A 25,742-nucleotide genomic window follows, 5' to 3' on the forward strand; every position below is an offset into this window, starting at 1 on the left:
CGTATTGCGGTTCAGCCCGGCATGCGCTCCGGCCACTGGCCGGATTCGATCTTCGACGCCGCGATCACCGCCTGCGTCCGGCTTTCGACGCCGAGCTTGGCGAGGATGGCCGAGACGTGGGCCTTCACGGTGGCTTCCGACACGCTGAGCTCGTAGGCGATCTGCTTGTTCAGCAGCCCCTGGCTCAGCATCATCAGCACGCGCACCTGCTGCGGCGTCAGCGTGCCGAGCTTGGCTGCGACCTTGGCGGCCTCGTCGTCGCCGGTCGCGCCGAGATCGACGTCGGGCGGGGTCCACTCGTCGCCGGCGAGCACGACGCGCACCGCCTCGCGCATCTTCTCGACGTCGAGGGTCTTCGGAATGAAACCGGAGGCGCCGAACTCCATGCAGCGGCGGATGACCTTCGGATCCTCGTTCGCCGAGACGACGACGACCGGCACCGACGGGTACTGCGCCCGGAGATACATGAGGCCGGAAAAGCCGCTGATGCCCGGCATGTTGAGATCGAGCAGCACGAGGTCGATCGAGCTGTCGGCCTCCAGCGCCTTCGACGCCTCGTCGAACGAGCCGGCTTCGGCGATCGTCGCGCCGCCCCCTGACATCGCTTCGCGCAAGGCGGAGCGGAACAGCGGGTGGTCGTCGGCGATGAGCAGGCGGTAGGAATCGGCAGCTGTCATAACGCTCTCATATCGCTTCGCGGTTGCGAAATCGATGCGTTAGAACGCCTCCATAAGCAATCCCCGTATGACCGTTGCGTAATTAACTCGGCCGTGACGCGCTAAGCATTTTGTCGAAGCCTCGACCCGATGAAATGCGCGACGAGTTCGCGCGAATGCGGCCGGTCGCGGTGCTCGATCAGGTAGATCGCCTGCCACGTCCCGAGCGCGAGCCGCCCGGCGAGCACGGGGACGGCGACCGAGACGCCCGTCAGCGTCGCCTTGACGTGGGCGGGCATGTCGTCCGGGCCCTCGATGTCGTGGCGCCAACCCGCGTTTCGCGGAGCGAGCCGGTCGAGCGCGTCGACGAGATCGTCGCGCACCTCCGGGCTGGCGTTCTCCTGGATGGTCAGCGACGCCGAGGTGTGGCGCACGAAGATGGTCGCCAGTCCGTCGCCGGCCTCGCCCGCGGCAAGCGCGTCCGCGATCTGCGCCGTCACGTCGACCAGCCCCGGGCCGCGGGTCGTGACCGAAAGCCCGGCGACCATCTGATGGTCGACGGGTCCGGATCGGATCTCGGAGGAAACGCGCTTCGCTGAGGTCATGGCGCCCATGGAGGCGATGTTGGGTCCCGGCGGGCTTGCGGCGAGCCCCCCGCTCGCGTTTTCTGCGGCCCTTCCTGTTTCCCTGCGAGCGAGGCGCCCGCGAATGTCGCGACCGATCATGATCGACCCCGCCTGGTTCGCCCCGGGCGCCGCGCCGGAGGCGACGGTCGCCTACGCGGAAAGCCTGATCGCGCAGGGCCGCACCGCGCCCGACATCTGGTCGCTCGGTCCGGCGGAGGTCCGCCTGCGTCGCAGGGCCGGCATGACGCCCTTCGTCACGGAGCCTAAGAGCGCGCGCGCCGAGGCGGTCTCGATCGATGGCCCGCGGGGGCCGATCCCGCTGCGGATCATCGCGCCGGACAGCCCGGTCGCGGTCTATCTCCACTTCCACAGCGGCGGCTGGACGCTAGGCGAGAGCGATCAGGACGACCCGCGGCTCGAACGGCTCGCGACCGAATGCGGTTTCGCCTGCGTCTCCGTCGAATATCGGCTGGCGCCTGAGGACCCGTACCCCGCGGGACCGGACGACTGCGAGGCCGCGGCGCTCTGGCTCGTCCGCGAAGCGCCCGGCCGCTTCGGGGTCGACCGCCTGATGATCGGCGGCGAGTCCGCCGGCGCCCATCTCTCGGCGGTCACCATGCTGAGGCTCCGCGACCGCCACGGTCTCACGCCGTTCTCGAAGGCCAACCTCGCGGCCGGCAGCTACGATCTCGGCCTCACCCCGAGCGCGCGGCGGTCGGAGACGGACAAGTTCGTGCTCGGCACGCGCGACCTCCGGATGTTCGCGGCCAATTACCTGCAGAACGGCGAGGACCTGTCGGATCCCGACGTTTCGCCGCTTTACGCCGACGTTTCGGGGCTGCCGCCGGCGATCTTCACGGTGGGGACCCGCGATCCGCTGATCGACGACACGCTGTTCATGGCGGCGCGGTGGATCGCGGCCGGGAACGAGGCGGAGCTTTCGGTGTGGCCGGGCTCCGGCCACGTCCACACCTCGCTGCCCGAGCCGAACGCGGCGCCGGCGTTCGAGCGCGTCATGGCGTTCCTGAAGGGGTGAACGGAGGGCGAGTTGAAGCCGTCACATCGCCGCCGGGCGTCGGGTCTCAGCCTTTGCCCGAAACCACGCTAAGCAGCACGCGGGCGACCTCGGCGGTGACCCGGCGGCGGTACTTCCGGTGGACGAGCTGGCCGTTGTGATAGACGTCCTGCTCGACATAGAGCACCGAGCCGTCCCAGCGCAGCACGTTGTCGCTCTCGATCGTTTCGATGACCTTGAGCCCTTCGATCAGCCGCTCGTCCTGACGCGCGTCCGGCATTCCGCCCCCTGCCTTCTTGGTCTTCTGGCGTCCGCATCGTGGGCCGCGGACGTGCGATTGTCGACCCGCATTCGCCGGTCGACGGCTCCATCAATCGTCGAGCGGCCCCTTCGCCAGCCTCTCGATCGGGAAGCGATGCACGTCGTGGAGCAATTCGACGAAGGCTCTCGCCCCGAACTCCGCGGCGGCCTCGCCTGATTCTTTGGTCGCGGACGCCGCGTCGCCGATCGCGCCCGAGGGGTTCAGATCCTGCGACATCCAGCCGAACCCCGCGGGCGAGCCCGCGCGCAACTGGGCGTAGTCCCGCTCCATGTCGTAGGTCGCGGGCGTGAAGTCCCGCGCCTTGTCCATCCGCACCAGCTCGGGCCGGAAGGACAGCATCAGCGAGGTCTCGATCTCCCCGCCGTGGATGCCATGGCGCAGCTCCATATGGGTGAACAGATCGGCGGGATAGCCGAGCCGCGGCCAACTCGTGGCGACGGCCAGCATGCCATGCGACACCCGCAGCGCCCGCGCGACGACGTCGAGCGCGGCGGAGTTGCCGCCATGGCTGTTGGCGAACACCAGCTTGCGCAGACCCGCCCGGGCGAGCGAGCCGCCGATCTCGGTCCAGGCGCGGATCACGGTCTCGGGCGACAGCGAGAGCGTGCCGGGAAACGATGAATGCTCGCTCGACGCGCCGACCGTCTGCATCGGCAGCACGGTGACGGGAAGCTCGGCCGGGACGAGAGCAAGAGCGCGCTCGAGATACCCCTCCCCGATCATGGCGTCCACGCCCACCGGCAGATGCGGTCCGTGCTGTTCGACGGCGGCGACCGGCAGGACGGCGATCCAGGATCCGACGTCGGGGTCGGCGAAATCCTCCGTCGTCATGTCGACCCAGCGGCGGCGCGGCAGGGGCATCGGGCTTGTGTCCTCGGATCGTCAGGCTTCGTCGCGCCGGGTATGCCGCAGAACGGCCCGAACCGCACGCGCCATGTCGTCGAGCGCGACCGTCGGGCATCCGGGCCGGCTCGCCGCGGCCGGGATCTGCGCCGCCACCTGCTCCGGAAGCAACGGGAGATGGACGAAGGCGACGACGAAGCGGGGCGACGCCCGCTCCGCCGCCCGGAGCGCGGTATAGAGCGTCTGGTTGCAGAGGTGCGCGCCGGCGTCGTCCGACACCCTCGCCGGAACGCCCTCGGCGACAAGCGCGGCCGCAAGCGCAGCGAGATCAGGCCAGGTGGCCTCAAGCTGATCGGGACCGCCGGGCGCCACCGGCCCGAGATCGCCGATCCGCCCGGCGATGTCCGGCGTACGAAGGTCACGCCGGTTTCGCGCGATCCGCTCGAAGCAGAGGGCGTCCCTGCCGGAGGCCTGTCCCATGAGCAGCACATGCGTCGGCCGCGCCCGCTCGACAGCCGAGCGGAGCGCTGCGGCGACGGTCTCCGAATCGACGTCAAGGCGGACTGCGGCGACGGGGCCTCGCCAGATCGCCTCCAGCGCCGCGCGATCGGCGGCGAGCGCCTCGAGCAGACGCTCCGAGCAGTTCGGGCCGCCGTCGAAGCGTCCGAAAGCCGTGAGAAGAAGGCTCATCGCCCGCTGCGCCGCAAACGGCGACCGAAGGTCTCCGCAAATCGAGAGGGCCGTACGAAATCATGCATGGCCGACTCTCGACTTCTTTTGCCGGACACAACATATGCTGACTGGCGGCGTTTTATTGTCATCGTAAGTGTTCATCTGATGAAAAACCCCTATGCTAAGACGGTCGGCTTCGAACTGCTTCACGCGGCCCGCCTTCATCGCGCGCGCAGCGCGCAGCTCCTGAGCGAGCTCGGACTTTTCCCGGGCCAGGAGCAGGTTCTGACGCTGCTTTCGGCCGAAAACGGCCGAACGATGGGCGAACTCGCGACCAATCTGCGGGTCCGCCCGCCAACCGCCTCCAAAACCGTGGCGCGGCTGACCGCGCAGGGGCTCGTCGAGCGGCTGTCGTCCGGCGGCGACGGCCGCACCGTGCGCGTCGGGCTGACCACCGAGGGCCGCCGGCGCGCCGAGGCCGTCGAGGCGGTCTGGGAGGCGCTGGAGCGGGAGGCCGTCGGCGAGATCGACGGCAAGGACCGCAAGCGGCTCAGAAAGCTGCTGCGCAAGCTCGGCCAAAACGTCTCGACGAAACTCGGCGGCGCGGAGGTCGACGAGTTCGAAGGCCCCATCGAGGATTGAAGCAGCCTTCGGGCTTAAGCCCCTTATAGCGGCGCCATGGGGGACCAGCCTTCGACCGGCGAGAAGCGGGAGACAGCCTTGTTCGGCCCCTGCGCGGGGAACGCGACCCACGCTCCGCCGTCGGCGGGGCAGCCGACGAGATAGCTCAGCCCGAAGAACTCGTTCGGCGCGCTGGCGTCGGTCTTGCTCTTGGCGATCACCTCCTTGAGATGCGCGCGCATATGCGCCTCGCCCTCGGCGAGGACCTTGGCGCGCAGCGTCTTGATCTGGGCGGCCGAGCAGGCGTCCGCCTGAGGATGCAGGATCGCCCTGAACCGGACGTTCGAGCGCCCGACCTTGCTCGCGACCTCGAACGTCTTCGGCGCGGCGGCTGCGGCCTGCGCAGCCGGGACGGCGAGCGCCACGACGATCAACGCTGCGATCCGCATGAGCTCGACCCCTGTCGCAAAAACGGCGGGCTTCGCGCCCGCCGTCTTCCTATCGCTCATCAAGGCCGCCGGTCTCAAGCCGCGGAGCGACGCTGGCCGTCGTGGCGGCCCTCCGCGAACTCCTCAATGATCTTGGCGTTGAAGGCCGGGATGTCATCCGGCTTGCGGCTCGTGACGAGACCCTGATCGGTCACAACCGCCTCGTCCGACACGATAGCCCCGGCGTTCCTGAGGTCGATCTGGATGGCCTCGAACCCGGTCATCCTGCGGCCCTTCACGACGCCGGCCGTGATCAGCACCTGCGGGCCGTGGCAGATGGCGGCGACCGGCTTGCCTGCGTCGAAGAACGCCTTGGCGAAAGCCACCGCCTTCCGATCGCGCCTCAGTTCGTCGGGATTGAACAGGCCCCCCGGGATCAGCAGCGCATCGAACGAACCGGCGTTCGCAGAAGCGAGCTCCTGGTCGACCGGAACGTCGTCTCCCGGCTTGTCGTGGTTGAAACCCCTGATCGAGCCGCTCTTTGGGCTCACGACCGTCACCGTGGCGCCGGCGGCCTTCAGGGCCTTCATCGGCTCTGTGAGCTCCACCTGCTCGAACCCGTCGGCGGCGAGAATTGCAATCTTGCGTCCGTCGAGGCGCGTCGCCATGACATTCTCCTTCGGGCGTTCTTTCTGGGTGCGGAAAGCGCTAAATTCGGCTTTCGCGTATGGGCGCGCCGCTCGGTCCGCGGCCGCCCTTCCCTGGACCAACACCTTGCGCGGCGGATTGTTCCCGGTCGCGCGGACGCCGGAGGACACCATGCTGAAGACCGTCGACGCCTTCGATCGCATCGGAGAAGAGAACGCCTTCGCGGTGCTGGCGCGCGCCACCAAGCTCGCCTCGGAGGGTCGCGACATCGTCAATCTCGGCATCGGCCAGCCGGATTTTCCGACCCCCCCTCATGTGGTGGAGGCCGCGATCAAGGCGCTGCGCGACGGCCATCACGGCTACACGCCGGCGACCGGGATCCTGCCCCTGCGGGTTGCGGTGTCGAAGGACCTGAACCGGCGCTTCGGCGTCGAGGTCGATCCTGACCTCGTGATGATCATGCCGGGCGGCAAGGTGACGATGTACGCCGCCATCCTGCTGTTCGGCGAACCGGGCGTGGACATCCTCTATCCCGATCCGGGCTTCCCGATCTATCGCTCGATGATCGAGTTCACCGGAGCGAATCCAATCCCCGTCCCCATCCGCGAGGAGAACGGCTTCGCGTTCTCGGCGGAGGAGACGCTGTCGCTGATCACGCCGAAGACGCGCCTGCTGATCATCAACTCGCCCGCCAATCCGACCGGCGGCGTGACGCCGAAGGCGGAGATCGAGAAGCTCGTGAAGGGACTCGAGCGGTTTCCCGACGTCGCGATCATGTCGGACGAGATCTACGACCAGCTGATCTTCGACGGGCTCGAGCATCAGACCCTGCTCGCCTTTCCGGAGATCCGCGACCGGCTGATCTTGCTGAACGGCTGGTCGAAGACCTACGCCATGACGGGCTGGCGGCTCGGCTGGTCGGTCTGGCCGAAGACGCTCTACGACAAGGTCCGCAAGCTTGCGGTGAACGCCTGGTCCTGCGTCAACGCTCCGACGCAATACGCCGGGATCGCCGCCCTCGAAGGCCCGCAGGACGCCGTCGAGCACATGCGGGCCGAGTTCGACAAGCGCCGGAAGCTCGTCACCGAAGGCCTCAACGCGCTGCCCGGCGTGAGGGCGGCGACGCCGAAGGGCGCATTCTACGCCTTCCCCAACGTCGCGGAGACCGGCTGGAAGGCGAAGCCGCTCGCCTCCGCCTTGCTCGAGGACGCAGGCGTCGCCGTGATCGGCGGGCCCGACTTCGGCGTGCTCGGAGAGGGCTACATCCGCCTCTCCTACGCCAACTCGGCCGAAAACATCACCCGCGCGCTCGAGCGCATGGGCCGGTTCCTGACGGAGCGGAAAGCCGCCTGAGCGGGACGGTTCTAGGTGAAGTCACCCGTCATCCCGGCCGAAGCGCCGGGATCCAGACGCACCGACGGCGCTGAGCTAGGCTGAAGTCTGCGCGTCTGGATTCCGGCATTCCGCTTCGCTGCAGCCGGAATGACGGCGAGGTTGGTGACCGGCCGCGTCACTCCTTATGGGAGTGCGGCGTCGATTCCTGGTCGCCCTGATCGGTCTGCAGGCCGGGGAACTCCCCCAGATTTTCCTGCAGGAACGCCTCCTCGACCGGCTGGCCGCGCTCGGCCGGCGTCACGACGCCGTCGGCGAGCGGGTTCGGCTCGAGGCCTGCGCCGGGGCTGGACTCCATCCCGGCGAGTTCACGGGCGCGCTCGAGATAGTCGTCCTCGCGGCCCGCCGGGCTGCCGGCGTCCTCCCACAATTTGCGGGCGCGCTCGCGGATCTTCGGAGTGACTGGCGTCTCGGACATAACAACCTCGCGAACTGACGTGACCGAACCCAACCCCCGACGGGAGCCGGTGTTCCCCTTTAAACGGCGTCGACACCGGAATGTTTGGCCTGCGCGGCCGTCGCCTCGAGATGCGCGACCAGCGGCGCGCCGAGGCCGAGCTTGTCGGCGAAAGTCTTGAGGAAGGCCTGTTCGGCAGGCGAATCCGCATCGATCGTCAGCCGCGCCGCCATCCAGACCTCTGAGGCGAGCTCCGGCCCCCGCGCCTGCGCCGCGATGCCGTCGAGGTCATCCGGCTTGCCGAGTTGCTCGATCAGGAAGGTCTGCTCGTCGTCGCCCGCGCCGGAGGCCTTGAGGCCTTCACGAATCTTCGCGATCTCGTCGCCGTCGATGCGGCCGTCCGAGCGCGCGGCCGCGATCATGGCGCGGACCAGCATCTGGCCGAGCTCCTGCTCCTCGCCGGCGGTCGAAGGAGTGAAGGGAGTTTCGGCAGGCGGCGGCGCGACCTGCACGGGGCCGGACTGCGGCGCCGGATGCGGGCTTCCGGCGGCGCCCGCCTGCTTCTCCTGATAGTTCTGCCAAGCCTTGTAGGCGAGGCCGCCGAGGATCGCGAGGCCGCCGAGCTTCACGGCCGAGCCGGAGATCTGCGGACCCTTCCTGCCGCCGCCGAGCAGCACCGAGGCGAGGCTTCCGGCGATCGCGCCGCCGGCGAGGCCGCCGAGATTACCGCGCGCGAGATCCTGGACCTGACCCATCAGGTCGCCCGGGCCGCCGAGCGGGCCCCCGCCGGTGGACGGAACCCTGCCCGGCTGGCCTGTCGGCCGGCCGGCCTGGCTCGAATTTCCGCCTGCGCCCACGAGCTGGTCGAGGATCGTCTTGACGTCGAACATGGGATTGATCTCCGGAGGGTTCAGGCGGCAGGCCGACCGGAGTTAGGGTTGCGGAACGGGCCCCGCAAGCCTGATCACCTCGCCTTGAGCGCGGAGGCCTCCTTAGCGAGACCCTTGATCGTCTCCCAGTCGCCGGCTTCGACCGCAGCCTTGGGCACGACCCACGAGCCGCCGACGCAGCAGACGTTGCGGAGCGCGAGGTAGTCCCGGACGTTGGCCATGTTGATGTCGCCGGTCGGCACGAAGGTCAGGTCCGGAAGCGGAGAGACCAGCGCTTTCAGGAACGGCGCCCCGCCCGCCGGGCCCGCCGGGAAGAACTTCGCGAAGGTCACGCCGCGCTCGGCGAGCTGCATCGCCTCCGACGCCGTCGAGCAGCCGGGAAGATAGGGCACCGGCGCCTCGCCGCCGGCAGCAAGCAGGCGCGAACTCGCGCCGGGGCTGACGAGGAAGGCCGCGCCGGAGACGATCGCCTTCTGCACATGTTCGGGCTCGAGGATGGTCCCGGCGCCGACCGTCACGCCCTCGACGTCGTCGACGATCGCCTTCAGCGCCTCGAGCGCCTGCGGGGTGCGCATCGTCACCTCCAGCACCGTGAGGCCGCCGTCGCGCAGCGCGATCGCCGTGCCGACCGCAGACTTCACGTCGGAGAAGGTGAGCACCGGAATGACGGGAACGGTCGAGAGGATGGCGGCGAGGCGTTCGGTCTTGGCGAGCGTGAACGACATACGGGCTCCTCGACGAGACTAGACTAACGTCGCCGTCCATCGCGCCGCTTCAGCCCAAGAGTCAAGTTGCGCGCATTTTCGCCGCAAATGGCGGGCCCCCGCGCGCAGCCCTATCGGCCTCCGAGACAACCTCCCGCCGCCTGGTCCCCGACCGAGCCGTCCCTGCAGCGCACGATCTTCGGTTTGGTCGGGAGTTCGGGCTCGTCGCCCGTCGACGCGTGGCCGGCGGCGCGGCTGGCGGCCGAGCCGCCATCGGCGCTGGTTTCCCCGGCCCCGGGGGCGATCGAATAGGACGGCTGGCCCGAGGCGCCAGGCGAGGCAGACCCTGCGCCCCCGCCGCCCGCCGTCCCGGCGCTTCCCGAGGCGCCGCCGGCGCCGCCGCCCGACGAACCGCCCCCCGACCCGCCGCCGCTCTGCGCGGCCGCGACGCCCATGGCCGATAGGAGGGCCAGAGCCGTGATCGTGAGGCGGGCCCCTTCGCGCATGATCGACATGATCGTCTCCCTATGCTTCCTGCGTCTCGCGGGCCGCCGCTTTCGGCGGCTCATGCCGGAAAAACCTCGTCACCCGACGTTCGTTCCCCGCGGGACGGTCCATCGAATGCTGATCGGTTTCGACGTCGGCGGCACGAAGATCGAGGCCGCCGCCCTCGCGGAGGACGGCGAAACGCTGGCGCGCGAGCGCGTCGCGACGCCCCGGCGGGATTATGCCGGCGGCGTCCGCGCGATCGCAGATCTGGTCGCAGGGCTCGAAAGCCGGCTCGGACCGGCGCAGGGCGTCGGCCTCGGCGTCCCCGGTTCGCTGTCGCCGACCACCGGCCTGATGCGCAACGCCAACTCGACCTGGCTGAACGGCAAGCCGCTGAAGCGCGATCTGGAGGCGGCGCTCGGTCGGGAGGTGCGCCTGGAGAATGACGCCAACTGCCTCGCGGTGTCGGAGGCGGTCGACGGCGCGGGCGCCGGGGCGCGGGTGGCGTTCGCGGTCATCCTCGGCACGGGATGCGGCGGCGGCGTCGCGATCGACGGCCGGGCGGTCGGCGGCCGCAACGCGATCGCGGGCGAGTTCGGCCACAATCCGCTGCCCTGGGCGGCAGGGGCGGCGGAGCAGCCGGGCCCGCCGTGCTGGTGCGGCCGGCGCGGCTGCATCGAGACCTTCCTGTCCGGCCCCGGCTTCGCGCGGCTTCACAACCCCGGCGGAGCCCCGCTGACTGCCGAGGAGATCGTGACGGCCGCCCGCGACGGAGACGGCGCCGCCAAAGCATCGCTGGAGATCTATGCGGATCGGCTCGCCCGTTCGCTCGCCAGCGTCGCAAACCTGCTCGACCCGGACGTCTTCGTGCTCGGCGGCGGGATGTCGAACGTCGGCGAACTGTACGACGGCCTCTCCGAGCGCATCGCCGCCTATGTGTTCTCGGACGCGTTCTCGACGCCGGTCCGGCCGGCGGCTCATGGCGACTCGTCGGGCGTCAGGGGCGCCGCATGGCTCTGGAGGCGCTGATGGCCGACGAGGAGGAGACGCCGAAGGCGACGGATGGCGAATCCGCGTTCGAGCGTAAGGCCTGGATCGTGGCCTATGTCGTAATCATGCTGGTTCTGGCCGCCGGCGCCGCGCGCCGGCTGATGGCGCTGTTCTGATCAGGTCAGAAGAAGCTGCGCCAGGACCCAAAGTCCCATGCCCCACATCGCGACGATCGCGGCCGAAGTGCCGTATTGTGCCGCGATCTGGCGCCGTTCGAATCGCGCAAGCGTGCGGTCGGTCATGTCGATTTCTCCCCCTTGAGGCGCGATGCTGAAAACCCTTCCGTTTCGTAGAACGCCGGGGTCGACTCCGGGTTCCCAAGCCCCCGACGCCTTGTGAACGGCGGCGTTCTGCACGTTGGCGTGGACGGCGGCGGCACCCGCTGCCGCGCGCGGATCCGGGACGGCGCCGGCCGGCTGCTCGGCGAGGGCGAAGCAGGCTCCGCCAATGCGCGCCGCGGGGCCGCGGCCGCGATGAACGCCGTGGTCTCGGCGAGCCGCGCGGCGCTCGCCGCCGCCCGGCGGCCCGAGGAGACGCTTTCAAACCTGATCGCCGGCGTCGGCCTCGCCGGCGTGTCGCAGACGCGCGAAATGGCGGCGATGCGGGCCGAACCGCACCCCTTCCGCTCGATCTCGATCGCCACCGATTTTGCGATCGCCTGCCTCGGCGCGCATGGCGGCGGCGACGGCGGCATCGTCATCGTCGGCACGGGAAGCGCGGCCTATGGACGGGCGAACGGCTCGGAATGGCGCTTCGGCGGCTGGGGTTTTGAGGTCGGCGACGACGGCGGCGGCGCGCCGCTCGGACGCGAGGCGGTGCGCTCGGCGCTGCGCGCAGCCGACGGTCTGATCCCGCGCGGGCCGCTGGCCGAGGACGTGCTGCACGCGATCGGCGGCGACCAGGATGCGGCGGTCGAGTGGGTCGGCCGCGCCGCGCCCGCCGATTTCGGCAGGCTGGCGCCGCTCGCGCTGAAGCATGCGGCCGAAGACCCGGAAGCGCGACGGCTGGTCGACGAGGCGGCGGCCCACGTGGCCGCCCTGATCCATCGCCTCGTCGCCTGCGGGGTCGGCCGCGTCGCGCTGGTCGGCGGACTGTCGGCCGCGATTGAGCCCTATCTGACGGACGCGGCCCGCGCGCCGCTGGTCGCGGCGATCGCCGATCCCATGGACGGAGCGATCGCGCTGGCGAAGCAGGGGCAGAACCTTTGAGCCGCTTCGTGCTCCACCCCGAACGGCTGTTCGACGGCGAGCGTTTCCGCGACGACGCGGCCGTGCTGGTCGAGGCCGGCCGCGTCGTCGCGGTTGGGCCGGCGGCCGACATGCCCTCAGACGCGCCCGTGACGCGCGCGCCGGGCCTTCTGGCGCCGGGCTTCGTGGACGTGCAGGTCAATGGCGGCGGCGGCGTGCTGCTGAACGACGATCCCTCGTCCGCAGGCGTCGCCAGGATCGCGGCGGCGCATCGGCGCTTCGGCGCGACGGCGCTGCTGCCGACGCTGATCACGGACACGCACGACACGATGGCCGCGGCGCTCAGCGCGGTCCGCGCCGCGATCGACGCGGGCGTCCCGGGCGTGATCGGCGTCCATATCGAAGGGCCGTTCCTGAATCCGGCGCGCAAGGGCGTGCATGATCCCGCGCTGATGCGCGCCCCGGACGAGGCCGACCTCGCGCTGCTGACGTCTTCCGGCCCCGGCGTCGTGATGCTGACGCTGGCGCCGGAGCGCGTGGCGAAGGGGGTGATCGCCCGACTCGCGGACGCGGGCGTAAGAGTTGCCGCGGGCCATACCGAGGCGACCGTCGAGGATTTGGACGGGGCTCGCGCGGAGGGGCTGTCGGGCTACACCCACCTGTTCAACGCCATGCCGCCGCTCGGGGGCCGCGCGCCAGGACCGGTGGGCGCAGCGCTCTCGGAGCGCGAGACGTTCTGCGGGCTGATCGTCGACCTCCACCACGTGGCGCCCGCCTCCGCCCGGGCGGCGATCGCGGCCAAGGGCGCGGCGCGGATGATGCTGGTCACCGACGCGATGTCGACGGTCGGCTCCGACGTCACGGAGTTCCGGCTTCAGGGCCGTCGCATCCTGCGTTCAAGCGGCCGCCTGACGACCGAGGACGGCACGCTGGCGGGGTCGGACCTCGACATGGCGAGCGCGGTCCGCAACACGGTCGAGGCGCTCGGCGTCCCGCTCGCGGACGCGCTCGCGATGGCCTCGCTGACGCCGGCGACGTTCCTCGGCCTCGATCGCGAGATGGGCCGCGTCGCCGCGGGCTATCGGGCGGATTTCGTCGCGCTGGATGGCGGCCTGCGCGCGACGGCCACCTGGATCGGCGGCGTGTTCGAGACCTGTTGAGCGCAAATGAAAAGGGCGGCCGAAGCCGCCCCTGAATCCGTCAGCAATCGCCTGTCACGGCTTGCTGGCCTTCGCCAGCGTCTCCGCCCACCACATCATCCCGGTCATCCAGAAGGCGAACGGCGTTCCGGCCATCATGTTCATCGCTCAACTCCTTACGCGAGGCTGCCCAGCGCAGGTCACGAAGCGGGGCAGCCGCATGGTCGGGCGATAAACGGGCGCGCCTCGGACCAAGTTCCCTGGAATGGACCAAAGTATCAGTCCGTTGAACGCGTTAGGACGGCGGCGCCAGGCTGCCCATCAGCGTCGGCAGCAGCTCGGACACGGTCGGATGGATCGGCGTGGTCCGCCGTATGACCTCGGCGTCGACGCCGCCCTGCATGGCGTAGAGCAGGCTGTGCACCGCCTCGTCGCCCCCGACGCCGAGGATCGCCGCGCCCAGGATCTCTTTCGTCTGCGCATCGACGACGGCTTTCATCAATCCCTTGGACTCGCCCTTTTCCAGCGCGCGGGCCACGCGCGTCATCGGCCGGGTCGCGACGAGATAGTCTCGCCCGACAGCCTTGGCCTGAGCCTCGGTCATGCCGACGCGGCCGAGCGGCGGGTCCGTGTAGAGCGCATAGACCGGAAAGCGGTCGCTCAGACGCCTGTTGTCGCCGTCGAGCAGGTTCGCGGCGACGATCTCGAAGTCGTTGTAGGCGGTGTGGGTGAAGGCGCCGCGGCCGTTGCAGTCACCGAGCGCCCAGATTCCCTCGACGTTTGTCCGGAGCTCCTCGTCGACCGTCACATAGCCGCGTGCGTCGGTCGCGACGCCCGCTCTGCCGAGCCCGAGATCATCGGTGTTCGGACGCCGGCCGACCGCGAGAAGGACGTGCGTGCCGACCTCCTCCGGTTCGCCCGATCGGCAGCTCACGAAAGAGGCGATCCCGCCGCCGCGCTTTTCGAAGCTGATACATTCAGCGTTCAGGCGGAAGCGGACGCCTTCCTCCTCCATGAAGGCCTGGATCGCGGCCGAGACCTCCTCGTCCTCGCGCTGCACGATCCGCGGCGACATCTCGACGACGACCACCTCGGCGCCGAGGCGGCGGAAGATCTGCGCGAATTCGAGCCCGATATAGCTGCCGCCGATCACCGCGAGCCGGGCCGGCACATGGTCGAGCTCGAGGATCGAGCTGTTGGTGAGGTAGTCGATCGAGCTGAGGCCCGGCATGTCAGGCGTCGCGGCCCTGCCGCCGACGTTCAGGAAAGATTTTCGGCGCCGTCATCGTCTCGCCGCCGACCTCGATCTCATGCGGCGCGGTGAAACGGGCATGGCCCCGAATGACGGTGAGGCGGTCGATCCCCGCGAGCCACGTCTCGTTGTTCCGGCGCGAATTTCCGGCGATCTCGTCCTTCCGCGCCTTCACCTTGGCCATGTCGATCGTGACGTCTCCGCCGATCCGGACGCCGAAATCGGCGGCGCGGCGCGCGAGATGGGCTGCGTAGGCGCTCGCCACCATCGCCTTGGTCGGCGTGCAGCCGGTGTTGACGCAGGTGCCGCCGATCAGATGCCGCTCGATCAGCGCGACCGTCATGCCGGCGCCCGCAAGCCGCGCCGCGAGCGAGGGGCCGGCCTGCCCGGCGCCAATGACGATCGCGTCGTAGGCACCCGCCATCAGAGCGAGGCCACGATCGCCCAGGCGCCGAGAATCGCGACGGCGTCCTCGATAAATGCGGCGGGCGGGTCCTTGCCGAAGGAGGCGGCGAGTTTCGCACGGATCGTCGCGCCGCCGAGCGTGCCGATCACGGCGCCCGCCGCGCCAGCCACGAGACCGCCGATCAGCGAGCCTCCCGCGACGCCGAGCGCCGCTCCGCTCAGCGCGCCGCTGACGATGCGCGCGCCGAACTGCGGAGGAACCCTGCGGCTCGGCGTCGAGGGCAACTGATCGGTGACGAGCTCGGCGAGCGCGAGCACGGTGAAGATGTAGGGCGTCCAAGCATAGCCGAGAAAGGCCAGCCACGAGGACGACAGGTCGATCCAGCCGAGATGCGCGGCCCAGCTGACGGCGGCCGGCGCCGTCATAGCCCGGAGACCCGCGATCACGCCGATGAGCAAAGCTCCGATGAAAAACATCATACGAGCGTTCCCGATTGGCCTGCTTCGGCAGGCCCATGCCCGCCACGCTCGGGCCGGAGCACAATCCTCGTTCAGTCGACGCGCCCCGTCGAGTGCGCCTGCGACGCCGCGTCCCACGGCGATCCGGATTCAAGGCCGTCGCCGGGATTGTAATGTTATATTATTACGCATACGAGAGGAGCCGAAGGAGCCCACCCATGGCCGACCGCGATCCATTCCTGTCCTCGCTCGTGGCGCGCCCCGCCTATCACCGCGTGATCGCGGCGGCGGGCCTGGTCGCGGCGCTGTGGCTCGCCGTGCTGTGGGCGGTCTCTCTGGCATGAGCGCGAAGGGCATCGAATTCCGCGACGTCACGATCGCCTATGACCGGCATCCGGCGGTGCATCACCTGTCCGGCTCGTTCCCGGCGGGCAGCCTGACGGCGGTCGCCGGGCCGAACGGGGCGGGCAAGTCGACGCTGCTCAAGGCGTTGATGGGCGAGTTGCCGCTGTCGGGGGGCGTGATCGACCGCGGCGGACTGTCGGCGCGCGATTTCGGCTATCTGCCCCAGGCGGCCGACATCGAGCGGCGCTTCCCGCTCACCGTCGCCGACGCGGTGATGCTCGGCGCATGGCGCGAGACGGGCGCCTTCGGCGGCGCGACGCGCGCCGCGGCCGACCGCGCCCGTCAGGCGCTGAGCGCGGTCGGCATGGACGGCTTCGAGCGCCGCCACATCGGCTCGCTGTCGGCCGGCCAGTTCCAGCGCGTGCTGTTCGCGCGCCTACTGATGCAGGACGCCAGCGTCATCGTGCTGGACGAGCCTTTCACCGCGATCGACGCCCGCACCACCCGCGACCTGCTGGAGATCGTCCAGCGCTGGCGCCGCGACGGGCGCACCGTGATCGCCGTGCTGCATGATTTCGAGCAGGTGCGCGCGCATTTCCCGCGAACCCTGCTGCTCGCCCGCGAGGCGATCGAGTGGGGCGACACCGACAGCGCGCTGTCGGCCGCGAACCTGCTGCGCGCCCGCTCGATGGCGGAGAGCTGGGACGAAGAGGCCGACCCTTGCGACGCGGACGACAGGCGGCGCGCATGACGCTCTATTCCCTTTTGATCGCGCCGGTCGTCGACTACGGCTTCATGCGCCGGGCGCTGGTCGCCTCGCTCGCGCTCGCCCTCGGCTCCGGCCCGATTGGCGTGCTGCTGATGCTGCGGCGGATGAGCCTGGTCGGCGACGCCATGGCGCACGCCGTGCTGCCGGGCGCCGCGATCGGCTTTCTGATCGCCGGCGGCCTGTCGCTCCCCATCATGGGGCTCGGCGGCCTCGTCGCGGGCTTGAGCGTCGCGTTGCTGTCCGGGCTCGTCAGCCGCACCACGGCGCTGAACGAGGACGCGAGCTTCGCGAGCCTCTACCTGACCTCGCTCGCGCTCGGCGTGCTGATCGTCTCGCTGCGCGGCTCCAACATCGACCTGCTGCACGTGCTGTTCGGCACCATCCTCGCGATCGACTCCGTCGCGCTCTACCTCGTCGCCGGCATCGCCTCGCTCACCGTGCTGACGCTCGCCGCCGTCTACCGGCCGCTGGTCGCCGAGTGCTTCGATCCCGGCTTCCTGCGCGCGGTCGGCGGGCGCGGGCCGCTCTACCATTTGCTGTTCATGTTCCTGGTGGTGATCAACCTCGTCGCCGGCTTCCAGGCGCTCGGCACCCTGATGTCGGTCGGTATGATGATGCTGCCGGCGGCCGTCGCCCAGCTCTGGGCGCGCACGCTGCCCGCGATGTTCGCGATCGCCGTCTCGACCGCGATCGTCTCCGGCTATTTCGGCCTGATCGCCTCCTTCCACCTCGGCTTCGCCTCAGGCCCGACGATCATCCTCACCGCGAGCCTGATCTATGTCGGCTCGCTGCTGCTCGCGCCCTCCGGCGCGCTCCGCCGTCTGTTTCCCCGCCCGCATCTCGCGGCTTGATCATCGCAAGGGAACCGCCTCGATGAAGACCAGAACTCTGATCGCCGGCCTGCTGGCCTCCGCCGCCTTGACGTTCGGCGCCCAGGCGGCGAGCGCCAAGACGCTCGACGTCGTGGTGAGCTTCACCGTGCTCGGCGACGTCGTGAAGAACGTCGGCGGCGACCATGTCGCGGTGAAGAGCCTCGTGCCGCCGAACGGCGACCCGCACGAGTTCGAGCCGTCCCCGACCGACGCCAAGGCGCTCGGCGCCGCCGACCTCGCCTTCGTCAGCGGCGACGGGCTGGAGACCTGGTTCGCCCGTCTCGCCAAGGCGGCGGGCTACAAGGCGAAGCCCGTGATGGTCTCGGCGGGGATCAAGACCCACGAGATGGACGAGGACGGCCAGAAGGTCACCGACCCGCACGTCTGGAACAGCGCGCAGAACGTCATCGTCTGGGTCGGCAATATCGAGAAGGCGCTGGCCGCCGCCGATCCGGCCGCCGCCGCCGACTTCAAAGCGAACGCCGAGCGCTACACCAAGGAGCTCTCGGAGCTGAACGCCTACGCCCACTCGAAATTCGACGCCATTCCACGCGACAGGCGCAAGGTGCTGACGAGCCACGACGCCTTCGGCTATTTCGCCCGCGAATACGGCGTGACCTTCCTGTCGCCGCTCGGAGTCTCGACCGAGGCCGAGCCCTCTGCCGGCGGCGTCGCCAAGCTGATCGACCAGATCAAGCGCGAGCAGGTGAAGGTCTACTTCTTCGAGAACTCCAACGACCCGCGCCTGATCCGCCAGATCGCGGAGGCGACCGGCGCCAGGCCCGGCGGCGACCTCTACCCCGAGGCGCTTTCGGCCGCCGACGGTCCGACGCCGACTTACGTGAAGATGCTGCGCTACAACGTCGACCAGATCGCCGCGGCGATCACGCAGTAAGCGACGTCTCCACATCTCCGCCGTCATCCCGGGCTTGTCCCGGGATCCAGACGCACATTGGTCGCCAAACTGAACGCAGGTGGCGCGTCTGGATTCCGGCGCTTTGGCCGGGATGACGGCGGTTTGAGGCGGCGGTCCGTTCTTCAGCCCGCCCCGCCGGCTCCCGTCACTATCATCCCGCCCAGCATCAGCGCGCCGAACAGCAGGATCACCACGGCGCCTAGCGTCTCCATGCCTGCGATCAGCAGCGCCCCGGCGCCCGGCCGCGCCGTCGCGATCCGAAGCGCGGCGGCCTTGGCGCCGACGGCGAACGCCGCGATCGCGGCGACCGTCACGGACGTCCCCGCCGCCATGGCGAGCGTCGCGAGGATTCCGGCCCAGGCGAGCCCCTGCGCCAGCGCGAACACCAGCACGATCAGCGCGCCGGTGCAGGGGCGTAGGCCGACCGCCATCACCGCCATTCCCGCGCGCCGCCAGTCGAAGCGCCCCTGCACAACCGCCGGATCGACGCCGTGGTCGTGGGCGCAGTCCGGGCCGTGGACATGGGCGGACTTGCCCCGAGCGACGCGGGCCAGGCCCCGTCCCTTGCGCCACAGCAGCACGGCGCCGAGCGCGAGGATCGCAGCGTAGCTCGACGCCTCCAGCCAGAAGGTCGCGGCCCCGATGGCGATGCTGGTCGCCCCGAGCGCGACGGCGAAGATTCCGACCACCACGATCGCAGTCGCGGCCTGCGCGAGGGCGGCCAGCGCCGACAGCATCACGCCGCGGCGAAAGCCTTCGTCGGTCGCGACGAGATAGGAGGAGATCACCGCCTTGCCGTGGCCGGGTCCTGCCGCGTGGAACACGCCATAGGCGAAGGACAGCCCGACGAGGGATGCGAGCGCGGTCTTGTCCGTGCGGATCGAGCGGATCGTCCCGGACAGCGCCTGGTAGAACGCCGACTGCATCTCGGCGATCCAGGCGAACATCCCAACCGTCGAGCCGGGCCCCGAGGCGTCGGGTCGCCCGACGCCGAACGGCCCGGCGTTCTGGGCGAGCGCATGGTCGACCCCGGCCGCGAGGCAGAGGCAGGCGAGCGCGGCCAGGACGACGAGGCAGCGGGAGGGCCTCCATCCGTAGCTCCCCTCGTCGTCATTCCGGCCGAAGTGCCGGAATCCAGAGCCATAACCTGAGACAAGTCCGGAGCCGCGGGCGCGTCTGGATCCCGGCACTTCGGCCGGGATGACGACGGTGGGTCTAACGGACACGTTCATGCTCCACGCGTGACGGGTAAGGGGGAGTCACGCGTCACTTGCAGGCGACGAGCAGCGTGTTGGAGAACTGCGCGCCGAAGTTCGACCCCGGCGACAGGCCGGTGAAGAAGCTCTCGGACAGCGTCTTGGCCTGAGTCGGGTCCGGCGGCTTCGGCCGGTCGAGATCGACCCCGCAGCCCATAGGCGCCGAGACGGTCTGCGCCGGGTTCTCCTTGGCGAACTCGAAGGCGACGAAATAGGTGGGGTCATAGACCTCGACCCTGAAGGGCTCGCCTTTCGCGGGCGCGTTGTCCTTCACGGGCAGGGTGAAGTGCAGCGTCAGCAGCCCCTTGTCGTCGCTCTCCAGCCAGTAGTCGACGGGCTTGGCGAACACGATGCGCTGGTCGCGGAACTTGCCGAAGGTGAAGAACTTGAACTCCTCGAGCGAGGTCACGTTGACCTCGGCGAGCGGCGCCAGCTCCTCGCGCGACAGCTTGCCGTCGCCATTCGTGTCGAGCCCCTGAACGGCGAAGGACGAGAACATCTCGTCGAAGGTCCAGGCGTGGCGAACGGAGGCGACGCGACCGTCGGGGCCATAGACGATCTCGCTGCGGGCGGTGACCCAGACATGCGGATGCGCCTGCACGGGCGTTGCGGCGGCGATCAGCAGAAGCGCCGCGAAAACGGGTCGCCAGAAACTCATCACAGCCCCTCGAATCGCCCGCTCTTTGTTACGTCCGACTGGGGCCGAATGGCGGCGCCCGGTCCTCGCCCGATGTCTCGGACGGCGAGGCGCGGTCACGAACCCGCCATCGCGCGGTCCTGGCCGTTCATTCCCGGCAGGGCCCGGAACCGTAAAGGCCATGCTGGGGTTGTGTTAGCGGCTTAACCCGGAGTCCTCACGCGCCATGGCCGCACGGTCGTTCTGGAAGGGCTATCTCAAGCTGTCGCTCGTCACCTGCCCCGTCGCGATGACGCCTGCGACGACCGACAACGAGAAGGTCCGGTTCCACACGCTCAACCGCAAGAGCGGCGCACGCGTCGTGAGCCGCTACGTCGACAGCGTCACCGGCGCCGCCGTCGACGAGGACGACGAGGTCAAGGGCTATGAGCGCGGCGAGAACGATCACGTCATGCTGGAGGACGACGAGCTCGACGCCGTCGCCCTCGAAAGCACGCGCACGATCGACATCGAGATGTTCGTGCCCAAGGATTCGATCGGCTGGATCTGGTACGACAAGCCGCATTACCTGACCCCCAACGATCAGGTCGGGGAGGAAGCCTTCGCCGTCATCCGGGAAGCCATGGCCGCGACCGAGACGGTCGGCGTCTCGCGGCTCGTGATGTATCGCCGCGAGCGCGCGGTGATGCTTGAGCCGCGCGACGACGGCATCGTGCTCTGGACGCTGCGCTACGGTGACGAGGTCCGCGATCCCAAGGATTATTTCGGCGACCTCAAGGGCGACAAGGTCGACCCGAAGCTGCTGACGCTGGTGAAGACGCTGATCGAGGAGCGCTCCAAGACCTGGTCTCCCGACATGGTCGACGATCCGGTTCAGACGCGTCTGCTGGAGCTCATCGCCTCCAAGAAGAAGGGCCGCAAGCCCGCCTCCCGTCCCAAGACCGACGCTCCGGCCGCGACCGGCGGCAACGTCGTCAGCATCATGGACGCGCTGCGCAAGAGCCTGGCGTCCGAGGGCAAGGGGCCGAAGCGCTAGAAACCTCCGGGGTTAGCGTAAGGCCGCCTCGCCGTCACGCCCGCGCCTTCGCGGGTGTCCACGACTTGGGCGCAAAGCTCCACGTTCCGGAAAGTCGTGGATACCCGGCTCCGCCGGGCATGACGGGGCGTTTCACCCGCGCTTTCGCCGGGCCGGCGCCTTGTCGCCCGCGCCTTCCGGAATGGGCTTCGCCGCCGCGCGAAAATCCTCCCACGGGTCCGACTTCAGCGCCGCGAGGCGGGACGGCGTGTTGGCCACCGTGAAATAGGCCGGGCCGATCGCGGACCCGAGCTCCTCCCAGGCGAGCGGCATCGACACGCCGGCGCCGGCGCGCGCCCGGGTCGAATAGGGCGCGACCGCCGTCGCGCCGCGGCCGTTGCGGAGATAGTCGACGAGGATCTTGCCGCCCCGTTTCGCCTTCGTGACGGTCGCGACGAACTTGTCCGGTTCGTCGGCCGCCATCGAGTCGGCCATCGCTTTGGTGAAGGCCTTGGTCGCCTCCCAGCCGGCGGACGGCTTCAGCGGCGACACGACATGGAGGCCCTTGCCGCCAGAGGTCTTCACGAAGGCGGCGAGCCCGGCCTCCTCGAGCCGCCGCTTCACCTCGAGCGCGGCCGAAATGACGGTCTCCCAGTCGACGCCTTCGCCCGGATCGAGATCCATGATGATCATGTCGGGCGTCTCGATCGCGGCGAGCGTCGAGCCCCAGGGGTGAATTTCAAGCACGCCGCCCTGCACCAGGCCGAGCAGCCCCGCCCGGTCGTTGATGGAGAGCAGCGCCTCGGCCGACGGGTCCTTCGGGTCCGGCGTCTGGATGATGGAGGCGCTTGCGCCCTTCCAGGCGTGTTTCTGGAAGAAGCACTGCGCCGCGAGCCCGCCGGGGCAGCGCAGCAGCGACAGCGGCCGGGCGACGATGAACGGCGCGATGCGCGGCCAGACCTCCATGTAGTAGTCGGCGAGACCCTCCTTGGTGACGCCGTCCTCCGGCCAGTACAGCCGCTCTGGATGGGTGAGCTTCACCGCGGGCCGGGGCGCCGGCTTCGACGGCGCGGCGGTCGCGTTCTCGCGGACGACCTCCTCGGCCGGCTTGTCCTCGCGCAGGCCCCGGAACGAGGCGTGCCTGAGGTGGTGGTCGCCGGTCCAGGCGCGGAACTCGATTTCGGCGACCAGTTCCGGGCGCACATAGCGGAGGCCGCGCGCCTCGTCGGCGGTCAGCCGCCCGGCGAAGGGCGCCTCCTTCGTCCGGATGCGTTCGAGACGCGCGAACAGCCGCTCGGCAACCGTCGCCGTGAAGCCGGTGCCGACGCGGCCGACATAGCGAAGCTCGTCGCCCTCATGGACGCCGAGCGCCAGCGACCCGATCGCGTTGCGCGACGTCGAGGACGGCGTGAAGCCGCCGATGACGAACTCCTGGCGCTCCACGCATTTCGACTTGATCCAGCCCTTGCCGCGCCCGGAGGCGTAAGGGGCGTCCTTCTGCTTGGAGACCACGCCTTCGAGGCTGAGCCGGCAGGCGTGCTGCAGCACCAGCCCGCCGTCGTCCTCGAAATGCGCGCTGTATTTGATCGGGCCGTCGGCTGCGCCGAGCAGCGTCTCGAGCGCCGCCTTGCGGTCGAGAAGCGCGGCGCCGGTGAGGTCGTAGCCGTCGAGGTGGAGCAGATCGAAGGCGTAATAGGTGAAGCGGTCGCTCCGGCCCTCGCTGAGGTCGGCCTGCAGCGCGGAAAAGTCGGACGCGCCGGCCGGGCCCTCGACCACCAGTTCGCCGTCGATCAGCGCGGTTCCGGCCGGGAGCGCCTGGAGCGCCGCGATCACCTGCTTGCCGAACTTCTTCGTCCAGTCGAGCCCGCTGCGGGTCAGCAGCTTCACCCGCCCCGCCTCGATGCGGGCGAGCAGCCGGTAGCCGTCGAACTTGATCTCGTGGACCCAGCGGGTTCCGGCGGGCGCCTTGGCCGAAAGCGTAGCGAGCGCAGGCGGCGTGAAGGCGGGCAGCGGGCCTTTGCGCGCCTTCCTGATCTTCGAAGGATCGACCACGACGGTCGTCTCTTCCTGTGGCTCGTCGCGCTCGATCTTGCCGGTCTTCGACGACCAGCCCGGCTCCTCGCCTGCGACCTGTTCGACGAGGCGGCCGGTCTTCACCGACTCCGGCCGCTCTTCGAGAATGTCGGGCGCGTCCTCGGCGCGGGCTTCGTCGTCGTCGCCCTTGATCAGCAGCCAGTTCTCGCGCTTCTCGCCGCGCTTGCCGGCCATGCGGACGAGATGCCAGCGGCCGTGCAGCTTCTCGCCATGGATCTCGAACTCGAGATGCCCCTTGGCGAAGCCCCTGGCGGCGTCGCCGATCGGGGACCAGCTGCCGCGATCCCAGACGATGACCGAGCCGCCGCCATAGTCGCCCTTCGGGATCGTGCCTTCGAAGTCGCCATATTCGAGCGGGTGGTCCTCGACATGGACCGCAAGACGCTTTTCGCCGGGGACGAGGCTCGGCCCCTTCGTCACCGCCCAGCTCTTGAGGACGCCGTCCATCTCGAGCCGCAGGTCGTAATGCAGCCGCCGCGCGTCGTGCTTCTGGATGAGGTAGGCGTCGCCGGTCCCCGACGCGGCGTCGGCGCCGGCCGGCTCCCTGGTGCTCTTGAAGTCCCGCTTGCGGCGATAGACGTCGAGCGCCATCGGCTCAGCTCGCCTTGCGGCGCGACGCGTCGGCGGGCTTGCTCGCCGGCGCCTTGGCCTTTTTCGCAGGCGCGGGCTTCGCCGCCGTCTTTCCGCCGCCTGCGCTCAGGCGCAGCGCCTCCATGAGGTCCACGGACTTCGTCGGCGCCTTCGGCTTGATCGGGGCGATCTTGCGGCCTTCGATCTTCGCCTTCACGAGATCGGCGAGCGCCGCCTCGTAGCGGTCGTCATAGGCCGCCGGATCGAACTCGCCGCGCTTGGTGTCGATGATGTGCCGCGCGAGATCGAGCATCTCGCCCTTGATCTTCAGCTCGGGAAGACCGCTGAAGGCTTCCTTCGCGGACCGCACTTCGTAGTCGAAGTTCAGCGTGGATGCGACGAGACCGGGCCCGTGCGGGCGGATCAGCAGGGTGCGCATCCGACGGAACAGCACCGTCTGCGCGATCGCGACGACCTTCTTGGCGCGCATCCCCTCGCGGATGAGGTCGTACGCCTCCTGCGCTGACCGGTCGCTCGGAGCGAGGTAGTACGGCTTGTCGAAATAGACGTCGTCGACGTCGCCGCATGAGATGAACGCATCGACGTCGAGCGTCTTGTCGGCTTCCGGAACCGCGGCCGCGACCTCGTCGGGCTCGAGCACGACATAGTCGCCGGAGGCCACCTCGTAGCCCTTCACCTGATCGTCGTGCTCGACGACCTTGCCGCTCTCGGAATCGACGAACTCGCGCCGGACGCGGTTGCCGGTCTCGCGGTTCAGCGTGTGGAACGCGATGCGGTCGGAGGTCGAGGCGGCGGTGTAAAGCGCCACGGGGCAGACGACCTCGCCGACCTTCAGGAAGCCCTTCCAGTTCGCTCTTGGCGCCACGCGTCGGACTCCCGGAAACGGGACTCGAACGCGCAGGCTTTGGCTTGGTTCCGGAGGGTTCCCTAGGAGCGATCCCGGCGTGAGATCGCCCCTCGGAACCCGGCGCGCCTCAGGCTGCTTCGAGCGAGGCCATGTCGATGACGAAGCGGTATTTCACGTCGCTCTTCAGCATGCGGGCGTAGGCCGCCTCGATATCCTGGATCTTGATGATCTCGATGTCGGAGGTGATGCCGTGCTTGCCGCAGAAGTCGAGCATCTCCTGCGTCTCCGCGATCCCGCCGATCAGCGAGCCGGCGAAATTCCGGCGCTTGAAGATCAGGCTGAACACCGCGACGGCGAGCGGGTCCTCCGGCGCGCCGACCTGGCAGAGCGTGGCGTCGCGCTTCAGCAGGCCGAGATATTCGTTGATGTCGTGCTTCGCCGCCACGCAGTCGAGGATGAAGTCGAAGCTGGTGGCGTGGGCCGCCATCTCGTCCGGATTCTTCGAGATCACCACCTCGTCGGCGCCGAGCGCCTTGGCGTCGGCGACCTTGCTCGGCGAGGTCGTGAACAGCACGACGTGCGCGCCCATGGCGTGGGCGATCTTGACGGCCATGTGCCCGAGGCCGCCGAGGCCGACGACGCCGACCTTCTGGCCCGGGCCGACTTTCCAGTGGCTGAGCGGCGAGTAGGTGGTGATGCCAGCGCACAGCAGCGGCGCGACCGCCGCCAGTTCGAGGTTCTCCGGCAGGCGCAGCACGAAATGCTCGTCGACGACGATCGCCTTGGAGTAACCCCCGAAGGTGACCTTGCCGGTCTCCTTCTCCGTGCCGTTGTAGGTGCCCGTGAAGAACGCCTCGCAATACTGCTCGAGGCCCTCCTTGCAGCTGGCGCATTCGCGGCAGCTGTCGACCATGCACCCGACGCCGGCGAGCTGGCCGACCTTGAAGTTGCGGACCTCCGCGCCGACCTCGGTGACCGTGCCGACGATCTCGTGGCCGGGGCAGCAGGGGTAGATCGTATTCTTCCACTCGTTGCGGGCGGTGTGGAGATCGGAGTGGCAGACGCCGCAATAGGCGATGTCGATCTTCACATCCTTCGGACCCACGTCCCGGCGCTCAAAGCTGTAGGGGACCAGCGGCTTGTCTGCGGATTCAGTCGCGTATCCGATGCAGGCGAACATGGGCTTTCCTTCCGTCGTGCGCTCG

30 protein-coding genes and 1 pseudogene are annotated in these 25,742 nt (G+C 69.4%); 12 read left to right on the top strand and 19 right to left on the bottom strand.

All coding sequences use genetic code 11. The features are described from left to right. Positions 1-11: 11 nt before the first annotated feature. Both PKE75_RS10015 and PKE75_RS10020 read right to left on the bottom strand, forming a co-directional pair. Positions 12-677, bottom strand: a complete 666-nt coding sequence (locus PKE75_RS10015; protein ID WP_271168592.1) for a response regulator — start codon at positions 675-677, stop codon at positions 12-14. A 101-nt stretch (positions 678-778) separates the two neighbouring features. Continuing rightward, positions 779-1,261, bottom strand: a complete 483-nt coding sequence (locus tag PKE75_RS10020) for a secondary thiamine-phosphate synthase enzyme YjbQ (RefSeq protein ID WP_271168593.1) — start codon at positions 1,259-1,261, stop codon at positions 779-781. Positions 1,262-1,364: 103 nt separating this feature from the next. On the opposite strand from PKE75_RS10020, the gene PKE75_RS10025 reads away from it, so the two are divergent. Next, a complete protein-coding gene (locus PKE75_RS10025) occupies positions 1,365-2,318 on the top strand; it encodes an alpha/beta hydrolase (protein WP_271168594.1) in 954 nt (317 codons plus the stop codon). A gap of 46 nt (positions 2,319-2,364) precedes the next feature. Here PKE75_RS10025 and PKE75_RS10030 read toward each other — a convergent pair whose 3' ends face one another. The 3 genes from PKE75_RS10030 to PKE75_RS10040 all read right to left on the bottom strand — a co-directional run bounded on the left by PKE75_RS10030 (position 2,365) and on the right by PKE75_RS10040 (position 4,152). Continuing rightward, entirely contained in the window at positions 2,365-2,577 is a 213-nt protein-coding gene (locus tag PKE75_RS10030; RefSeq protein ID WP_271168595.1) for a hypothetical protein, read from the bottom strand. A gap of 90 nt (positions 2,578-2,667) precedes the next feature. Continuing rightward, the gene (locus PKE75_RS10035; RefSeq protein WP_271168596.1) at positions 2,668-3,480 is read right to left on the bottom strand and encodes a creatininase family protein; all 813 of its coding nucleotides are present in this window, start codon (positions 3,478-3,480) and stop codon (positions 2,668-2,670) included. 21 nt (positions 3,481-3,501) lie between these two features. Further along, positions 3,502-4,152 (bottom strand): pyroglutamyl-peptidase I, encoded by a 651-nt coding sequence (locus PKE75_RS10040; protein ID WP_271168597.1) that lies wholly within the window; start codon positions 4,150-4,152, stop codon positions 3,502-3,504. A 147-nt stretch (positions 4,153-4,299) separates the two neighbouring features. Here PKE75_RS10040 and PKE75_RS10045 point away from each other — a divergent pair, with 147 nt between their 5' ends. Beyond that, positions 4,300-4,776 (top strand): MarR family winged helix-turn-helix transcriptional regulator, encoded by a 477-nt coding sequence (locus PKE75_RS10045; RefSeq protein WP_271168598.1) that lies wholly within the window; start codon positions 4,300-4,302, stop codon positions 4,774-4,776. Between the two features lie 23 nt (positions 4,777-4,799). On the opposite strand, the gene PKE75_RS10050 is transcribed toward PKE75_RS10045, so the two are convergent. Next, positions 4,800-5,264 (bottom strand): hypothetical protein, encoded by a 465-nt coding sequence (locus tag PKE75_RS10050; protein ID WP_271168599.1) that lies wholly within the window; start codon positions 5,262-5,264, stop codon positions 4,800-4,802. Between the two features lie 14 nt (positions 5,265-5,278). Further along, positions 5,279-5,851 carry a type 1 glutamine amidotransferase domain-containing protein gene (locus PKE75_RS10055; RefSeq protein WP_271168600.1) on the bottom strand — a complete coding sequence of 191 codons (573 nt, stop codon included), beginning with the start codon at positions 5,849-5,851 and terminating at the stop codon, positions 5,279-5,281. 151 nt (positions 5,852-6,002) lie between these two features. Here PKE75_RS10055 and PKE75_RS10060 point away from each other — a divergent pair, with 151 nt between their 5' ends. After that, entirely contained in the window at positions 6,003-7,184 is a 1,182-nt protein-coding gene (locus tag PKE75_RS10060) for a pyridoxal phosphate-dependent aminotransferase (RefSeq protein WP_271168601.1), read from the top strand. A 157-nt stretch (positions 7,185-7,341) separates the two neighbouring features. Here the strand turns inward: PKE75_RS10060 and PKE75_RS10065 are convergent, their stop codons facing one another. The 4 genes from PKE75_RS10065 to PKE75_RS10080 all read right to left on the bottom strand — a co-directional run bounded on the left by PKE75_RS10065 (position 7,342) and on the right by PKE75_RS10080 (position 9,729). Beyond that, on the bottom strand, positions 7,342-7,641 hold the full coding sequence (locus tag PKE75_RS10065; RefSeq protein ID WP_271168602.1) for a DUF2934 domain-containing protein: 300 nt from the start codon (positions 7,639-7,641) through the stop codon (positions 7,342-7,344). A gap of 59 nt (positions 7,642-7,700) precedes the next feature. After that, positions 7,701-8,510: a tellurite resistance TerB family protein gene (locus tag PKE75_RS10070; RefSeq protein WP_271168603.1), complete on the bottom strand. Its 810-nt coding sequence runs from the start codon at positions 8,508-8,510 to the stop codon at positions 7,701-7,703. Between the two features lie 74 nt (positions 8,511-8,584). Further along, entirely contained in the window at positions 8,585-9,235 is a 651-nt protein-coding gene (gene eda, locus PKE75_RS10075; protein WP_271168604.1) for a bifunctional 4-hydroxy-2-oxoglutarate aldolase/2-dehydro-3-deoxy-phosphogluconate aldolase, read from the bottom strand. Between the two features lie 110 nt (positions 9,236-9,345). After that, positions 9,346-9,729, bottom strand: coding sequence for a hypothetical protein (locus PKE75_RS10080; RefSeq protein ID WP_271168605.1), 384 nt, complete (start codon positions 9,727-9,729; stop codon positions 9,346-9,348). Between the two features lie 106 nt (positions 9,730-9,835). Between PKE75_RS10080 and PKE75_RS10085 the strand changes: the two genes are divergently transcribed. Together PKE75_RS10085 and PKE75_RS10090 are read left to right on the top strand one after the other, a co-directional pair. After that, complete coding sequence (locus tag PKE75_RS10085; protein WP_271168606.1) at positions 9,836-10,732, top strand: ROK family protein; 897 nt, start codon at positions 9,836-9,838, stop codon at positions 10,730-10,732. Next, positions 10,732-10,869, top strand: coding sequence for a hypothetical protein (locus PKE75_RS10090; protein WP_271168607.1), 138 nt, complete (start codon positions 10,732-10,734; stop codon positions 10,867-10,869). The genes PKE75_RS10085 and PKE75_RS10090 overlap by 1 nt, the downstream gene beginning before the upstream one ends. Here PKE75_RS10090 and PKE75_RS10095 read toward each other — a convergent pair whose 3' ends face one another. Beyond that, entirely contained in the window at positions 10,870-10,995 is a 126-nt protein-coding gene (locus PKE75_RS10095; protein ID WP_271168608.1) for a hypothetical protein, read from the bottom strand. 93 nt (positions 10,996-11,088) lie between these two features. On the opposite strand from PKE75_RS10095, the gene PKE75_RS10100 reads away from it, so the two are divergent. Further along, positions 11,089-11,961, top strand: coding sequence for a glucosamine kinase nucleotide-binding domain-containing protein (locus PKE75_RS10100; protein WP_271168609.1), 873 nt, complete (start codon positions 11,089-11,091; stop codon positions 11,959-11,961). Continuing rightward, positions 11,958-13,100 (top strand): N-acetylglucosamine-6-phosphate deacetylase, encoded by a 1,143-nt coding sequence (gene nagA / locus PKE75_RS10105; RefSeq protein WP_271168610.1) that lies wholly within the window; start codon positions 11,958-11,960, stop codon positions 13,098-13,100. Before PKE75_RS10100 ends, nagA begins: the two co-directional genes overlap by 4 nt. A gap of 274 nt (positions 13,101-13,374) precedes the next feature. Here the strand turns inward: nagA and PKE75_RS10110 are convergent. Continuing rightward, positions 13,375-14,755, bottom strand: a pseudogene (locus PKE75_RS10110) (FAD-containing oxidoreductase). Then, complete coding sequence (locus PKE75_RS10115) at positions 14,755-15,213, bottom strand: DUF4126 family protein (RefSeq protein WP_271169172.1); 459 nt, start codon at positions 15,211-15,213, stop codon at positions 14,755-14,757. Before PKE75_RS10115 ends, PKE75_RS10110 begins: the two are co-directional and overlap by 1 nt. 200 nt (positions 15,214-15,413) lie before the next feature. On the opposite strand from PKE75_RS10115, the gene PKE75_RS10120 reads away from it, so the two are divergent. From PKE75_RS10120 to PKE75_RS10135, 4 genes are read left to right on the top strand one after another with little or no spacing between them, the layout of a single operon-like run. Then, positions 15,414-15,539, top strand: coding sequence for a hypothetical protein (locus tag PKE75_RS10120; protein ID WP_271168611.1), 126 nt, complete (start codon positions 15,414-15,416; stop codon positions 15,537-15,539). After that, positions 15,536-16,291, top strand: a complete 756-nt coding sequence (locus PKE75_RS10125) for a metal ABC transporter ATP-binding protein (protein ID WP_271168612.1) — start codon at positions 15,536-15,538, stop codon at positions 16,289-16,291. Before PKE75_RS10120 ends, PKE75_RS10125 begins: the two co-directional genes overlap by 4 nt. Then, positions 16,288-17,160: a metal ABC transporter permease gene (locus PKE75_RS10130; RefSeq protein WP_271168613.1), complete on the top strand. Its 873-nt coding sequence runs from the start codon at positions 16,288-16,290 to the stop codon at positions 17,158-17,160. The genes PKE75_RS10125 and PKE75_RS10130 overlap by 4 nt, the downstream gene beginning before the upstream one ends. Positions 17,161-17,182: 22 nt before the next feature. After that, the gene (locus PKE75_RS10135) at positions 17,183-18,076 is read left to right on the top strand and encodes a metal ABC transporter solute-binding protein, Zn/Mn family (RefSeq protein ID WP_271168614.1); all 894 of its coding nucleotides are present in this window, start codon (positions 17,183-17,185) and stop codon (positions 18,074-18,076) included. A 143-nt stretch (positions 18,077-18,219) separates the two neighbouring features. Here PKE75_RS10135 and PKE75_RS10140 read toward each other — a convergent pair whose 3' ends face one another. Both PKE75_RS10140 and PKE75_RS10145 read right to left on the bottom strand, forming a co-directional pair. Then, positions 18,220-19,323 carry a nickel/cobalt transporter gene (locus PKE75_RS10140; RefSeq protein WP_271168615.1) on the bottom strand — a complete coding sequence of 368 codons (1,104 nt, stop codon included), beginning with the start codon at positions 19,321-19,323 and terminating at the stop codon, positions 18,220-18,222. A gap of 40 nt (positions 19,324-19,363) precedes the next feature. Next, positions 19,364-20,011, bottom strand: coding sequence for a DUF1007 family protein (locus PKE75_RS10145; protein ID WP_271168616.1), 648 nt, complete (start codon positions 20,009-20,011; stop codon positions 19,364-19,366). A gap of 205 nt (positions 20,012-20,216) precedes the next feature. On the opposite strand from PKE75_RS10145, the gene ku (PKE75_RS10150) reads away from it, so the two are divergent. Beyond that, positions 20,217-21,026: a non-homologous end joining protein Ku gene (gene ku, locus PKE75_RS10150; RefSeq protein ID WP_271168617.1), complete on the top strand. Its 810-nt coding sequence runs from the start codon at positions 20,217-20,219 to the stop codon at positions 21,024-21,026. A gap of 132 nt (positions 21,027-21,158) precedes the next feature. Here the strand turns inward: ku (PKE75_RS10150) and ligD are convergent, their stop codons facing one another. From ligD to PKE75_RS10165, 3 genes are all read right to left on the bottom strand, one after another. Next, a complete protein-coding gene (gene ligD, locus PKE75_RS10155; RefSeq protein ID WP_271168618.1) occupies positions 21,159-23,690 on the bottom strand; it encodes a DNA ligase D in 2,532 nt (843 codons plus the stop codon). A 4-nt stretch (positions 23,691-23,694) separates the two neighbouring features. Further along, on the bottom strand, positions 23,695-24,555 hold the full coding sequence (gene ku, locus PKE75_RS10160) for a non-homologous end joining protein Ku (protein WP_271168619.1): 861 nt from the start codon (positions 24,553-24,555) through the stop codon (positions 23,695-23,697). 109 nt (positions 24,556-24,664) lie between these two features. Further along, a complete protein-coding gene (locus tag PKE75_RS10165) occupies positions 24,665-25,717 on the bottom strand; it encodes an NAD(P)-dependent alcohol dehydrogenase (protein ID WP_271168620.1) in 1,053 nt (350 codons plus the stop codon). Between the last annotated feature and the right edge of the window lie 25 nt (positions 25,718-25,742).

Source organism: Hansschlegelia plantiphila (assembly GCF_027922265.1).
GTDB classification, from domain to species: domain Bacteria; phylum Pseudomonadota; class Alphaproteobacteria; order Rhizobiales; family Methylopilaceae; genus Methylopila; species Methylopila plantiphila.